This is a genomic window from Mycobacterium hubeiense, from assembly GCF_002838065.1.
In the GTDB taxonomy this organism is placed as follows: Bacteria; Actinomycetota; Actinomycetes; order Mycobacteriales; family Mycobacteriaceae; genus Mycobacterium; species Mycobacterium hubeiense.
Genome location: NZ_PIZU01000004.1, coordinates 58,613 through 71,018 on the forward strand (window position 1 = coordinate 58,613; position 12,406 = coordinate 71,018).

General features: G+C 66.5%; 19 protein-coding genes. 4 read left to right on the forward strand and 15 right to left on the reverse strand.

Annotated elements, in window-relative coordinates; translation table 11 throughout:
• The first annotated feature begins 117 nt into the window (after positions 1-117).
• Together CWS39_RS04925 and CWS39_RS04930 are read left to right on the forward strand one after the other, a co-directional pair.
• The gene (locus CWS39_RS04925; RefSeq protein ID WP_102141798.1) at positions 118-1,035 is read left to right on the forward strand and encodes a class I SAM-dependent methyltransferase; all 918 of its coding nucleotides are present in this window, start codon (positions 118-120) and stop codon (positions 1,033-1,035) included.
• A complete protein-coding gene (locus CWS39_RS04930; protein ID WP_102141799.1) occupies positions 1,036-1,947 on the forward strand; it encodes a class I SAM-dependent methyltransferase in 912 nt (303 codons plus the stop codon).
• Between the two features lie 22 nt (positions 1,948-1,969).
• Here CWS39_RS04930 and sppA read toward each other — a convergent pair whose 3' ends face one another.
• The 11 genes from sppA to rplN all read right to left on the reverse strand — a co-directional run bounded on the left by sppA (position 1,970) and on the right by rplN (position 8,171).
• On the reverse strand, positions 1,970-3,751 hold the full coding sequence (sppA, locus tag CWS39_RS04935; RefSeq protein WP_102141800.1) for a signal peptide peptidase SppA: 1,782 nt from the start codon (positions 3,749-3,751) through the stop codon (positions 1,970-1,972).
• A gap of 160 nt (positions 3,752-3,911) precedes the next feature.
• Positions 3,912-4,349: a 50S ribosomal protein L15 gene (gene rplO, locus CWS39_RS04940; RefSeq protein WP_102141801.1), complete on the reverse strand. Its 438-nt coding sequence runs from the start codon at positions 4,347-4,349 to the stop codon at positions 3,912-3,914.
• Positions 4,346-4,534, reverse strand: a complete 189-nt coding sequence (gene rpmD, locus CWS39_RS04945; protein ID WP_102141802.1) for a 50S ribosomal protein L30 — start codon at positions 4,532-4,534, stop codon at positions 4,346-4,348. The genes rplO and rpmD overlap by 4 nt, the downstream gene beginning before the upstream one ends.
• A gap of 2 nt (positions 4,535-4,536) precedes the next feature.
• Entirely contained in the window at positions 4,537-5,208 is a 672-nt protein-coding gene (rpsE, locus tag CWS39_RS04950; protein ID WP_102141803.1) for a 30S ribosomal protein S5, read from the reverse strand.
• Positions 5,209-5,239: 31 nt separating this feature from the next.
• A complete protein-coding gene (gene rplR, locus CWS39_RS04955; protein WP_199177978.1) occupies positions 5,240-5,608 on the reverse strand; it encodes a 50S ribosomal protein L18 in 369 nt (122 codons plus the stop codon).
• Positions 5,609-5,638: 30 nt separating this feature from the next.
• Complete coding sequence (gene rplF, locus CWS39_RS04960; protein WP_102141805.1) at positions 5,639-6,178, reverse strand: 50S ribosomal protein L6; 540 nt, start codon at positions 6,176-6,178, stop codon at positions 5,639-5,641.
• A gap of 13 nt (positions 6,179-6,191) precedes the next feature.
• Positions 6,192-6,590, reverse strand: a complete 399-nt coding sequence (gene rpsH, locus CWS39_RS04965) for a 30S ribosomal protein S8 (RefSeq protein WP_102141806.1) — start codon at positions 6,588-6,590, stop codon at positions 6,192-6,194.
• 139 nt (positions 6,591-6,729) lie between these two features.
• Positions 6,730-6,915 (reverse strand): type Z 30S ribosomal protein S14, encoded by a 186-nt coding sequence (locus CWS39_RS04970; RefSeq protein WP_067804051.1) that lies wholly within the window; start codon positions 6,913-6,915, stop codon positions 6,730-6,732.
• Positions 6,916-6,919: 4 nt separating this feature from the next.
• On the reverse strand, positions 6,920-7,483 hold the full coding sequence (gene rplE, locus CWS39_RS04975) for a 50S ribosomal protein L5 (protein ID WP_102141807.1): 564 nt from the start codon (positions 7,481-7,483) through the stop codon (positions 6,920-6,922).
• A 1-nt stretch (position 7,484) separates the two neighbouring features.
• Positions 7,485-7,802: a 50S ribosomal protein L24 gene (gene rplX, locus CWS39_RS04980; RefSeq protein WP_102141808.1), complete on the reverse strand. Its 318-nt coding sequence runs from the start codon at positions 7,800-7,802 to the stop codon at positions 7,485-7,487.
• Positions 7,803-8,171: a 50S ribosomal protein L14 gene (rplN, locus tag CWS39_RS04985; RefSeq protein ID WP_102141809.1), complete on the reverse strand. Its 369-nt coding sequence runs from the start codon at positions 8,169-8,171 to the stop codon at positions 7,803-7,805.
• Between the two features lie 224 nt (positions 8,172-8,395).
• On the opposite strand from rplN, the gene CWS39_RS04990 reads away from it, so the two are divergent.
• Positions 8,396-9,052, forward strand: coding sequence for a DUF3159 domain-containing protein (locus tag CWS39_RS04990; protein WP_199177972.1), 657 nt, complete (start codon positions 8,396-8,398; stop codon positions 9,050-9,052).
• A gap of 56 nt (positions 9,053-9,108) precedes the next feature.
• Here CWS39_RS04990 and CWS39_RS04995 read toward each other — a convergent pair whose 3' ends face one another.
• Genes CWS39_RS04995 through CWS39_RS05005 form a run of 3 tightly spaced genes read right to left on the reverse strand, consistent with a single transcriptional unit; the run spans position 9,109 to position 11,365 of the window.
• Positions 9,109-9,972 (reverse strand): formylglycine-generating enzyme family protein, encoded by an 864-nt coding sequence (locus CWS39_RS04995; protein WP_102141811.1) that lies wholly within the window; start codon positions 9,970-9,972, stop codon positions 9,109-9,111.
• Positions 9,973-9,976: 4 nt separating this feature from the next.
• Complete coding sequence (locus CWS39_RS29465; protein ID WP_233213363.1) at positions 9,977-10,642, reverse strand: hypothetical protein; 666 nt, start codon at positions 10,640-10,642, stop codon at positions 9,977-9,979.
• A gap of 42 nt (positions 10,643-10,684) precedes the next feature.
• Positions 10,685-11,365 (reverse strand): DUF2306 domain-containing protein, encoded by a 681-nt coding sequence (locus tag CWS39_RS05005; RefSeq protein ID WP_102141812.1) that lies wholly within the window; start codon positions 11,363-11,365, stop codon positions 10,685-10,687.
• 56 nt (positions 11,366-11,421) lie between these two features.
• Between CWS39_RS05005 and CWS39_RS05010 the strand changes: the two genes are divergently transcribed.
• Positions 11,422-12,141 (forward strand): TetR/AcrR family transcriptional regulator, encoded by a 720-nt coding sequence (locus CWS39_RS05010; protein ID WP_102141813.1) that lies wholly within the window; start codon positions 11,422-11,424, stop codon positions 12,139-12,141.
• 4 nt (positions 12,142-12,145) lie between these two features.
• Here CWS39_RS05010 and CWS39_RS30145 read toward each other — a convergent pair whose 3' ends face one another.
• Positions 12,146-12,355: an alkyl sulfatase C-terminal domain-containing protein gene (locus CWS39_RS30145; RefSeq protein WP_102141942.1), complete on the reverse strand. Its 210-nt coding sequence runs from the start codon at positions 12,353-12,355 to the stop codon at positions 12,146-12,148.
• Positions 12,356-12,406 lie beyond the last annotated feature (51 nt).

Below are 12,406 nucleotides of genomic sequence, written 5' to 3' on the forward strand. Positions count from 1 at the left end.
TCTACGAGAGTAACAGTTGCGCCCGCCCCGGCCCGCATCGATGACACAAGCTGCGGTCCAATGCGGAGGCGTACAGTTGTTATGTCGGCTAAGTAACATCGTGGACGGGGTTGATCAATGGCGCGTACGGACAACGACACCTGGGATCTGGCATCCAGCGTGGGAGCGACGGCGACGATGGTGGCTGCGGCCCGCGCAGTCGCGTCCAACAGCCCGGACCCGGTGATCGACGACCCTTTCGCCGCACCGCTGGTCCGCGCCGTCGGTGTCGACTTCTTCACCAAACTCGTCGACGGCGAGATCAGCGACGAGGATCTCGACGGCGACTCGGCCGTCAGTGTGTCCCGGTTCGCCAACGGCATGGCCGCGCGCACCCGCTTCTTTGACGACTTCTTTCTCGACGCCGTCCGAGCCGGCATCCGGCAGGCGGTGATCCTGGCGTCGGGACTGGACGCCCGCGCGTACCGGCTGCCGTGGCCGGCGGGCACCGTGGTGTTTGAAATCGACCAGCCGTCGGTGATCGACTTCAAGACCACCACGTTGGCCGACCTCGGGTTCGCCCCGACCGCCGACCGGCGGGCGGTGGGGATCGACCTGCGGGGCGACTGGCCCGCGGCGCTGTTGGAGGCCGGTTTCGACCCGGCCAAGCCGACGGCCTGGATCGCCGAGGGGCTGTTCGGTTATCTGCCGCCAGAAGCCCAGGACCGGCTGCTGGATCAGATTACCGACCTGAGTGCGCCCGGCAGCCGGGTCGGCGCGGAAGGCGTGCTCAACGCCGCCGACGTCGACGAGGACGCGATCAAGGCGCGCATGAAAGAGGTGTCCGACCGCTGGCGGGCGCACGGGTTCGACCTCGACTTCACCGAACTCGTGTATCTCGACGACCGCGCCAATGTCACCCACTATCTCGAGGGACACGGCTGGCGCACGACAAGCATCGGCGCCAACGAGCTGTTGGCGCGCGCCGGCTTGCCGGTCCCCGAGGATGACGATGCCCGCTTTGCCGAAGTGCTCTACATCAGCGCGGAGAGATAAATGGCACGCACCCATGACGACAGTTGGGACCTGGCCTCCAGCGTCGGCGCGACGGCAACGATGGTGGCGGCGGGCCGCGCCATCGCCAGCCGAGACCCACGCGGGTTGATCAACGATCCGTTCGCCGCCCCGCTGGTGCGGGCGGTCGGCATCGAATTCTTCACCAAGATGGTCGACGGCGAGGTCGACCTCACCGCTATTGCTCCCGACCAGGCACCCCGAGTACAGGCCAACATCGACGAAATGGCAGTTCGCACACGGTTTTTCGACGACTACTTCGAAACCGCCGCCGGCACCGGTATACGGCAGGCCGTGATCCTGGCGTCCGGCCTCGACTCGCGCGCCTACCGGCTGGCCTGGCCGGACGGCACCGTCGTCTACGAGGTCGACCAACCCGACGTCATCGAGTTCAAAACTCAGACCTTGGCCGAAATTGGTGCGCAGCCCACCGCCGAGCGGCGCACCGTGTCGATTGATCTTCGCGACGACTGGCCGGCGGCCTTGCGGGCCGCGGGATTTGACGTCGACGCACCGACGGCGTGGTGCGCGGAGGGCCTACTGATCTACCTTCCGCCCGAGGCTCAGGACCGGTTGTTCGACAACATCACCGCGCTGAGTGCCCGTGGGAGCACCATCGCCACCGAATATGTGCCGGGGATCAAGGATTTCGATCCCGAGAAAGCGCGCGCTGCCACCGAGAGCATGCGCCAGTTCGGCCTCGACATCGACATGCCGTCGCTGATCTACCACGGCGAGCGCAACCACGTCGTCGATTACCTGGCGTCGAAAGACTGGCGGGTGCAGGGCATTCCGCGTTCGGACCTGTTCGCCCGGCACCGCCTTGCGGTACCCGATTTCGGCGACGACGACCCGCTCGGCGAGATCGTCTACGTCAGCGGCACGCTGGCTTGACGCCGAAATGTAATTCCGCCACTTAGAAGCGGTACTCCCCCAGCCACAGTGCGTTGACGCCGCTGAAAGACCGCTCGGCTTGATCCACCAGGCCGAGGACTGACCGGCCCACCAGCGCGCCGAGCGCGTCGGGCAGCGATGCGGCCGCGGGCTGCGATGACTGCTTGGGCCGCAGGAACTCCAGCAGCGACGAGCCGGGGTAGCTCACCAGTCGCACGTCGGCGTCGGGATCCAGGCCCGCCAGCACCTTCGCGCGGTCGATCGCGGTGCGCAGGCCGCCGAGTTCGTCGACCAGGCCGCGTTCTTTGGCGTCCGCGCCGGTCCACACCCGGCCGCGGGCCACCGCGTCGACGGCCTCGACAGACAGCTTGCGGCCCTTGGCAACCCGCTCGACGAAGTCGGTGTAGAACATGTCGGCCTCAGCCTCCACGTGCGCCTTCTGTTCGTCGGTGAAGGGCTGGTTGATGGACCACGCGTCGGCATTGGGGTTGGTGCGCACCGAATCCGAGCCGACACCGATGCGGCCCTTCAGCTCGCGCGCGATCAACTTGCCCGTCACCACGCCGATCGAGCCGGTAATGGTCCCGGCGTTGGCGACGATCGCGTCGGCGCCCATCGACACGTAGTAGCCGCCGGACGCGGCCACCGCACCCATCGACGCGACGACGGGCGTGCCGCCGTCACGCACCCGATTCACCTCGCGCCACACGGTTTCCGAGCCGGTGACCGATCCGCCGGGGCTGTCCACCCGCAGCACGATCGCCGCCACGGAGTCGTCAGCGGCGGCCTCGCGCAACGCCGCGGCGATGGTGTCCCCGCCGGCGCTCGACCCTCCCAGCGGGAGCAGCCCCGGCCCGCCGCGGCCGCTGACGATCGGACCGTGCAGGGTGACCACCGCGATCGTGGGTTTGGTTTTGCGGCCCGGCAGCGGCGGCAGTTGCGGCGTGGGTTTGGGCGCGGTCGCCCGGGCATAACGCGACAGGTACAGCCGCGGCGGGGCGTCATCGTCATCGGGCGAAACATCTCGCGCCCCAACGAGATTGCACATCCGCGCGTACGCCTCGTCGCGGAAGCCGATCCGGTCGATCAGCCCGCCGCTCACCGCGTCGTCGCGCATCAACGGCGCCTTGTCGGCCAAGGCGTTCACCACATCGGGCTCGAGATGGCGGGACTCGGCGACGGCCTGCACCACCTGCGAGTGCAGGCTTTCGATCAGCCGGCTGTCGGCCTCGCGGTGCGCATCGGTGTAGCGGTCCTGCGTGAAAAGGTTTGCCGCGGACTTGTATTCACCGCGGGCGACGAACTGTGCCTCGATGCCGGCCTTGTCCAGCGCGTCGCGCAAAAACAGTGCATTTGTGGCGAACCCCACCAGACCGACCGTCCCCGACGGTTGCATCCACACCTCGCGAAATGCCGAGGCGAGGTAGTACGACAGGGTGCCCGGATAGGTCTCGGCCCACGCCAGCGACGGCTTCTCGTCGCTGAACGCCGAAATCGCTTCCCGCAGTTCCTGTATCGGGCCCGCCGCGGCGGCCGGGATCTGCACCCGTGCGATCAGTCCTTCGACGCGCGGATCCTCGGCGGCGCGGTGGATGGCGGCGACGGCCTCGCGCAGGATCAGCGGGCGACCGCCGCTGGCGATGATCGCGAACGGGTCGAAGCCACCGGTCTCGGCGGGCACCGACAGCAGGTCGAGTTCGAGCACGCAACCGCTGGGCACACCGTGATGGCGGGCGGTGTCGACCTTGCGCACAAGGTTCCTAAGTTCGTCGGCGCCGGGGAGACCGGACAAGAAGGAGAACATGCTCCGAGCCTACCGACGCGCGCGATAGGGCAGGGTTGGGCGCCGACTGTGCGGTTTCATACGCGACCCGCCGCCGGAGGCGTATCAAATCGCACAGTGGCGAAACCGGGACCCCACGCAAAAGGCCCCGCCAATGCGGGGCCTTTCGCGTCAAGCGAAACTACAGCTCGGTCACCGAGCCGCCGGCGGCGGTGATCTTCTCCCGCGCCGCACCGCTGAACTTGTGCGCGGTGACGTTGACCTTGGCGGTCAGCTTGCCGTCGCCGAGCACCTTGACCAGTGAGTTCTTGCGGACGGCACCCGCGGCCACCAGCTCGTCCAGGCCGACGTCGCCGCCCTTGGGGAACAGCTTGTTGATGTCGCCGACGTTGACGACCTCGTAGGAGGTGCGGAACCGGTTGCGGAAGCCCTTGAGCTTGGGCAGCCGCATGTGGATCGGCATCTGGCCACCCTCGAACGTCACGGGGACGTTCTTGCGGGCCTTGGTGCCCTTGGTGCCGCGGCCGGCGGTCTTACCCTTGGATCCCTCACCGCGGCCGACGCGCGTCTTCGCGGTCTTGCTGCCGGGTGCCGGCTTCAGGTCATGCAATTTGATCATTTGGTCTCCACCGCCTCAACTTCGACGAGGTGATGCACGGTCTTGATCAATCCGCGCGTCTGCGGGTTGTCCTCACGGACCACCGACTGGCGAATCTTGCGCAGCCCCAGCGTCCGCAGGCTTTCGCGCTGCTTCCAGCGCGCGCCGATGGTGCTGCGTACCTGAGTAATCCGAAGCTCTGCCATGGCTATGCCGACCCTTCACGTGCGGCCGACGCGGCAAGCGCCTCGGCCTCGCGCCGCGCCTTGAGCATGCTGGCCGGCGCGACGTCCTCGATGGGCAAGCCACGTCGGGCCGCCACCTCTTCCGGGCGCTGTAGCATTTTCAGCGCGGCAACGGTGGCGTGCACCACGTTGATCGCGTTGTCGCTACCCAGCGACTTGGCCAAAATGTCGTGCACGCCAGCGCATTCCAGCACCGCACGAACGGCACCGCCGGCGATCACACCGGTACCCGGGCTGGCCGGGCGCAGCAGCACCACACCCGCAGCGGCTTCACCCTGCACTGGATGGGTGATGGTGCCGCCGATCAACGGAACGCGGAAGAAGTTCTTGCGCGCCTCCTCGACACCCTTGGCGATCGCGGCCGGCACCTCCTTGGCCTTGCCGTAGCCGACACCGACCATGCCGTTGCCGTCGCCGACGATCACCAGCGCGGTGAAGCTGAACCGCCGACCGCCCTTGACCACCTTGGAAACTCGGTTGATCGCGACGACGCGTTCGAGATAGTTGCTCTTGTCGCCACCGTCACGGCCGCGGCCGCCACGGTCGTCACGGCGACCCCGGCCCTCCCGGTCGCCCCGAGGGGGTCGGCCGTCCGTGGTTCCTGGCCCGCCGGCGCCAGTTGGCTGCTCGGCCATCAGTTAATCCCTTCGTTGTACGTCTTCATCATCAGAACTTCAGCCCGCCTTCGCGGGCCGCATCTGCCAGTGCCGCGATGCGTCCGCCGTAGGTGTAGCCGCCGCGGTCGAACACCACCGTTTCGATTCCCGCGGCCTTCGCGCGCTCGGCGATCAGCTGACCGACGCGCACACTGTGGGCCTTCTTGTCGCCCTCGATCGCGCGCACATCGGGCTCGATCGACGACGCCGCCGCCAGCGTGGTGCCGTTGAGGTCGTTGACCAACTGCACGTGGATGTGCCGCGCGGAGCGGTGCACCACCAGGCGCGGCGTCTCGGCCGTCCCGGAGATCTTCTTGCGCAGCCGGGCGTGCCGGCGCAACCGCGCGGTGCGGCGGGCCTGCGACACGCTCTGCCCCACCGTCTTACGCTTCGTCTCAGTAGCCATGACTTACTTACCTGTCTTTCCGACCTTGCGGCGGATCTGCTCACCCTCGTAGCGCACGCCCTTGCCCTTGTACGGGTCGGGGCGGCGCAGGCGGCGGATCACCGCGGAGATCTGGCCGACCTTCTGCTTGTCGATCCCCGACACGGAGAACTTCGTCGGCGACTCGACCGCGAACGTGATGCCCTCGGGCGGCTCGATCACCACGGGATGGCTGTATCCCAGTGCGAACTCGAGGTTTTGACCCTTGAGCTGCACGCGGTAGCCGACGCCGTGGATCTCCATCTTGGTGGTGTAACCCTCGGTGACACCGGTGACCAGGTTGGACACCAGCGTGCGCGACAACCCGTGCAGCGAGCGGTTGCGCCGCTCGTCGTCGGGCCGGGTCACCACGATGGCGCCGTCATCGTCACGGGCCACCTTGATGGGCTCCGCGACATCCAGCGACAGGGTGCCCTTGGGGCCCTTGACCGACACGCTCTGCCCGTCGATCGTCACATCGACCCCGGCGGGAACCGGAACCGGCTGCTTACCAATACGCGACATGTCTAGTTACCCCTCACCACACGTAAGCGAGGACTTCGCCGCCCACGCCCTCTCGGGCCGCCTGGCGATCGGTCTTCAGGCCCGAGGACGTGGAGATGATCGCCACACCCAGGCCACCGAGCACCCGCGGCAGATTGGTGGATTTCGCGTACACCCGCAGACCGGGCTTGGACACCCGGCGCAGACCCGCAATGCTGCGTTCCCGGCTGGGGCCGTACTTCAACTGCACTACCAGCGCCTTGCCCACGCGGGCATCCTCGACGTGGTAGTCGGCGATGTAGCCCTCCTTCTTGAGGATCTCGGCGATGTTGGCCTTGATCTTCGAGTGCGGCAGGGACACCTCGTCGTGGTACGCCGAATTGGCGTTGCGCAGACGTGTCAAAAAGTCTGCGATCGGGTCCGTCATAGTCATCGAGCGCTGCTCCTCTTCGTCGCTACGCTCCGCATCGTCGTCATCGCAGTCATGACAGCGGGATTCACCTTCCTCGCGGCGGTTCCCTGTATCAGGGCCTACCGCAACTTATTTCGAATAGGTCTGTAGTTGTGGGCCGTTACCAGCTGGACTTCTGCACACCGGGCAGTTCGCCGGCATGCGCCATCTCGCGCAGGCAGATGCGGCACAGCCCGAACTTGCGGTAAACCGCGTGCGGGCGACCGCACTTGCTGCACCGGGTGTAGGCGCGCACCTTGAACTTCGGCTTCTTGTTGGCCTTGTTGACCAGTGCCTTCTTTGCCATCTGCTCAGTTCTCCTTGAACGGAAAGCCCAGCGCCCGCAACAGCGCTCGTCCTTCGTCGTCGGTCGTCGCCGAGGTGACGACGGTGATGTCCATGCCGCGGGGCCGGTCGATGGAGTCCACGTCGATCTCGTGGAACACCGACTGCTCGGTCAGCCCGAAGGTGTAGTTGCCGGTGCCGTCGAACTGCTTGGGGCTCAGACCACGGAAGTCGCGGATACGCGGCAGCGCGATCGAGATCAGCCGGTCCAAAAACTCCCACATCCGGTCGCCGCGCAGGGTGACGCGCGCGCCGATCGGCATGCCCTCGCGCAACTTGAACTGTGCGATGGACTTGCGGGCCCGGCGGATCTCCGGCTTCTGGCCGGTGATCAGCGCGAGGTCGTTGACGGCGCCGTTGATCAGCTTGGCGTCGCGGGCGGCGTCACCGACACCCATGTTGACGACGACCTTGACCACGCCGGGGATCTGCATGACGTTGGCGTAGCCGAACTCTTTCTGCAGCGACTCCTTGATTTCCTCGCGGTAGCGCTGCTTCAGACGAGGCAGAGTCTTTTCAGCTGTAGTCATGTCAGATGTCCTTGCCGTTGGTCTTGGCGATGCGGACCTTCTTGCCGGTCTCGTCGTCGCGGCGGTAGCCGACGCGGGTGGGCTTGCCGTCGGAGTCGATGAGCATCACGTTGGACACGTGGATCGGCGCCTCCTGGGTGACGATGCCGCCGGACTGCGCACCACGCTCGTTGCGCGAGATCGCGGTGTGCTTCTTGATCCGGTTCACGCCCTCGACGAGGATCTTGTTGCGGGTCGGATAGGCCTGCAGCACCTTGCCTTTGGCGCCTTTGTCCTTGCCGGAGATGACCAGCACGGTGTCGCCCTTGTGGACCTTCATCTACAGCACCTCCGGAGCCAGCGAGACGATCTTCATGAAGCGCTTCTCACGCAGTTCGCGGCCGACCGGGCCGAAGATGCGGGTGCCGCGGGGATCGTTGTCGGGCTTGATGATGACGGCGGCATTCTCGTCGAACTTGATGTAGCTGCCGTCGGCGCGGCGGCGCTCCTTGACGGTGCGCACCACCACGGCCTTGACGATCTCGCCACGCTTGACGTTGCCGCCGGGAATGGCGTCCTTGACGGTCGCGACGATGATGTCGCCGATTCCGGCGTAGCGCCGCGACGAGCCGCCGAGCACGCGGATGCACAAGATCTCCTTGGCGCCCGTGTTGTCGGCGACCTTCAACCGCGATTCCTGCTGAATCACTCGATCTCCTGACCTGGTTTTGTATGCACGCCAGATACCGACCTGGTCGTGCGCGGTCTTGTGTCACCGAAGGGCACGCGGGGCCAACTCGCGAAAGCCAGCCGAGGTCTGCCCAAGGCAACCCCTACATACTAGGTGAGCACGGGCAATGCACCAAATTGCACGTGCTGGCCCGTCTGGCACGAGCGTGCTGATTCTCAGGATCGCATGCGACAGTGTTCCGCGTGCTTTCTGACCGGGCCGAGCCCGAACACCACGTCGTCGAGCTGGACAAGCTCAAACCGACGCTGATCCGGGCCGCGCTGCTGCTGGTGGAGACGGCCGTCGTGCCGACGCTGTTGCTCTACGCGTGCACGGTCACCGTCGGCAGCATGTGGGGGCTGGTCGCGGTGTTCGGATGGTGCGCGCTGTGCGTCGGCGCCCGGGTGACGCTGCGCCAGCGGGTGCCCAGCATGCTGCTGTTCGCGCTCTGCGGCCTGGTCGGGCGCACCACCGTGGCGTTGGCGTTCTCCAACATGTACCTCTATCTCTTCCAGCCGATCCTCGGCTCGCTGTGTATGGCGGTGCTGTTTCTCGGCAGTGCGGCGATCGGCAAACCGGTGACGGTGCCGCTCGCCCGCGATTTCGTGGCGTTGCCGGCGCACGTGTTCAGTGATCGACGGGTGCGTCGGATCTTCATCAACGTCTCGCTGATCTGGGGTGTGTCCCGGCTGATCGACGTCGGCATGAGCATGGGCAGCCTGCACTTCGGCGTCGACGCCGGCCTGCTGTCCCGAGGTCTGCTCAGCACGCTGTTGACGGTTGCGACCGTGGCGGTGTGCGCCGTGTGGGGTTGGCGACAGATCCAGCAGGTGCCGGGGCTGACATTCAGATTTGCCTAGCGTTTGCGCAGTCACTCGACATCGACGAACCCAGGGTCGCGCTGCTACTGGATGACCTATAAGGCAGCCACGCAGCGGAATCCGATATGCGTTGTCGCGCTGTCCCGCGACTGCGGCGATCGCGCGGCCGGGCGATAGCGGTGGCAGTACTCCGGCGCGCACAGGTGTGAGCCGCCCTTCAGCGTCTGGCTGATCGACGGGTCCGCATCGGTGGGCGGGCAGCACGCCGGCTTGGCCGGTCGGTGGTGCGCCGAGAACTCCGTCGTCGTCCACTCCCAGACGTTGCCGATCATGTCGAGCAGGCCGAAGGCGTTCGGCGGGAAGGTGCCGACGGGCGAGGTGCCGCCCCATCCGTCATTGCGGTACGGGAAGCGACCCTGCCAGGTGTTGGCCATCAGCTGCCCGCCCGGCGTGGCGTCGTCGCCCCACGGATAGGTGGTGTCGGTGCCGCCGCGCCCCGCGTACTCCCACTCGGCCTCGCTGGGCAGCCGTCGGCCCGCCCACTCCGCGTAGGCGGCGGCGTCGGCGTACGCCACCTGAAGCACCGGGTGGTCGAGTCGGTCGTCGATCGTGCTCGTGGGCCCGAAGGGGTGACGCCAGCAGGCGCCGGGCGCCCAGTCCCACCACTGGCGCCAGTCGCGCAGGTCGACGGGACCGCTCGTCGGCCGGAAAACCAGTCCCCCGGGTTGCAGATCCTCAGGTGGCACGCCGGGGTAGAGCGCCGGGTCGAGGGGGCGTTCGGCGACGGTGACGTAGCCGGTGTCGTCGACGAACTCGGCGTACTGGGCGTTGGTGACCGGGTGCTTTTCGATCGCGAATGCCGCGACGGACACCGTATGCACCGGCGTCTCTTCGGGGTAGAAGCTCGTTGAGCCCATCCGGAATGATCCGCCGGGCAGGTCGACCAGCTCGGTCAGCATGACTTCAGGGTAGGACGACGGCGAAGTCTTGCATCAGCACGTTTTTCGCATTCTCGAATCCCGCGGCCCGTGGCGGAGCCTGCAGGTGGATTGCCACCACGTAGTCGTCGGTGTTGGTCCAGATGTGCGTGATGCGGTCCGCGAAGTCGACGGGCCCTTCGGGCGGACCAGAAAGGTTGCCGAACAGCTTCTGGCTGCTGTACCCGCAGAACTCGGCGGGGCGTACGTTGATGACGGACAGCGCCGCCTTCTTGGCGAGGTCGTCGGCGTATTTGTCGAACGCCGCAGCAGGGTCCAGCGTTGTGCGGACGATGCTCACCGTGCCCGACATCCCTTCGGGCCCTTGCAGATTCAGTGCGACGTCACCGGTGCCGGGCTTCGAGGTCCAGCCGTCCGGCAAGCTGATGGTGACCCTGGGGGCGGCGGCGTCGGCGATCGTGGCGGGCGTGGCCCGACCTGCACCAGGCTTCGGGAAGCAGAGGAACGCATTCGGCGGGATACTTTCGCGCAGCGTTTCTTTGACGCCGGGCACCTCCGCGGGTGACGCCGTGGCCGACGTCGCGATCGGCGCCTCCGCTCTCACGGCGGTGCCTTCGCTGGACTTCTGGCAGCCGGCAATCAAACCCGCCACCGCGGCGCCCGTTCCGAGCAGTAGGCACAGATATCGCATCCGGTCAGCCCCCCGAGAACGCTTGTGTCAGTGGCTCGGAGGTTACACCGGTTCCGTAGCAGTGGTCCGCGGAATGGACGACGGCTCGATGGCCGGTCTCCTGCGCATCCACCAATGCACGGCGGCCAGCGGAATCGTCCAGCCCAACCAGGCGCCGACACCGGCCACCACCCAGAGGAAGTGTTCTTCGTTTCCGTCAAAGACACTGTGTTGCAAAGGATTCAACGTGATGTAGAGCACCGGAGTCCACAGCCGGTTGGTGATGATCGAGAACGCCAGTGTCGCGCTGTACACCATGTTGCGGCGATGCTCCCCGAAGTGACGCGCCCGTCCGGCGAGGTAGCCGCGGATGGTGAACCACAGCCACAGGGCGGCGAGTAGGACATTGCTGACGGCAAGGATCGGGCCGAATGGGGTGGCCGCACCGATCACCATCGCGCACGCCGCGGCGGGAATTGCGGTGGCGACGTAGACCCGGCCGGTCCGTCGGTGCAGCACCGGGCGGCGACGGCGCAAGCCGGGCCAGATCTGCGCGACGGCGCACACCATCGCCACCGCCCCGAACATGACATGGCCGACCAGCAGCGGGTAATGCAATGCGAACGTGGCGGGGACCCGGGTGTCGCCGATGAAGTACGGCGGCAGCGAGAAAACCAAGAAGGCGAGGACGACGAGGCCGAGGACGATAGAGGGCCAAGAAGGACGACGGATTGCGTATGCCATACGCGTGAGCGTACGCCATACGCATCCGCTGGCCCAGTCGATTAGGCTGTCCCTCGATGGCCAGCGATGCCCCGCTCCCCCGCGCACTCGAGATTCTGTGGCGGGATGAAACGTCGACCCGGAAGGCCGGCGGGCTGAGCCGTGAGCGCATCGTGGCCGCGGCGATCGATTTGGCCGACCGCGACGGCCTCGGCGCGCTGTCGATGGCGCGGCTGGCTGAGCGTCTCGGCTGCGGCACCATGTCGCTGTACCGGCACGTGGCCAACAAAGACGAATTGCTGACGTTCATGTTGTCGGCCGTGCCCGCACCACCGCCCGCGTTCACCGATGCGGCGGATTGGCGTGGCGCACTGACCGATTGGGCTCTCGGCCTTTGGGAGGTGTATCACCGCCATCCGTGGATCCTGCACACCGCCGCGTCCGGTCCGCCGTTGGACCCGGGTCAGCTGGCCTGGTTGGACGCCGGGCTAGCGACGTTGGGCGGCACCCGCCTGGCCGAGCGGGTCAAGCTGACCGCGGTTACGGCGATCCTGCATTACGTGCGAGGGGCAGCAGCGTTGGCCATCGAAGCCAGCGGCGTCGACAGTCCTGTGTATCCGGAGTTACTGCGAAAACTGTTGGACCCGCGACGTTTTCCTGCCTTGGCGGCCGCGCTCGACGCTGGGGTGCTCGACGGCGGCGACGAATTTGTTGCCGAGTTTCACTCCGGTCTGCGCCTGCTGCTCGACGGCATCGCCGCGCAGATGCGCAGCGCAGAGCCCGGGCATCGCGCGTAAGCGGTCACGGCGTCACGATGTTGAACCAGAACGGGAATGTGTCGAGCAGCCCCATGAACTCGTTGAACGATTCGCGATTACCGTCGATGGTGAGGTTGTTCTGGGCGCTCGCGTCCAGGGTGACGGCGACGTTGCGTTCGGGGATCGGCGCTGGCGCGTATTTGAGTGCGGCTGATCGGTAAAGTTGACGTTCATGGTGATGTTCAGCCGATATAGCCCTGGTTCAACAGACGGACTGTGCATGTACTTGTACATTTGACGTGCT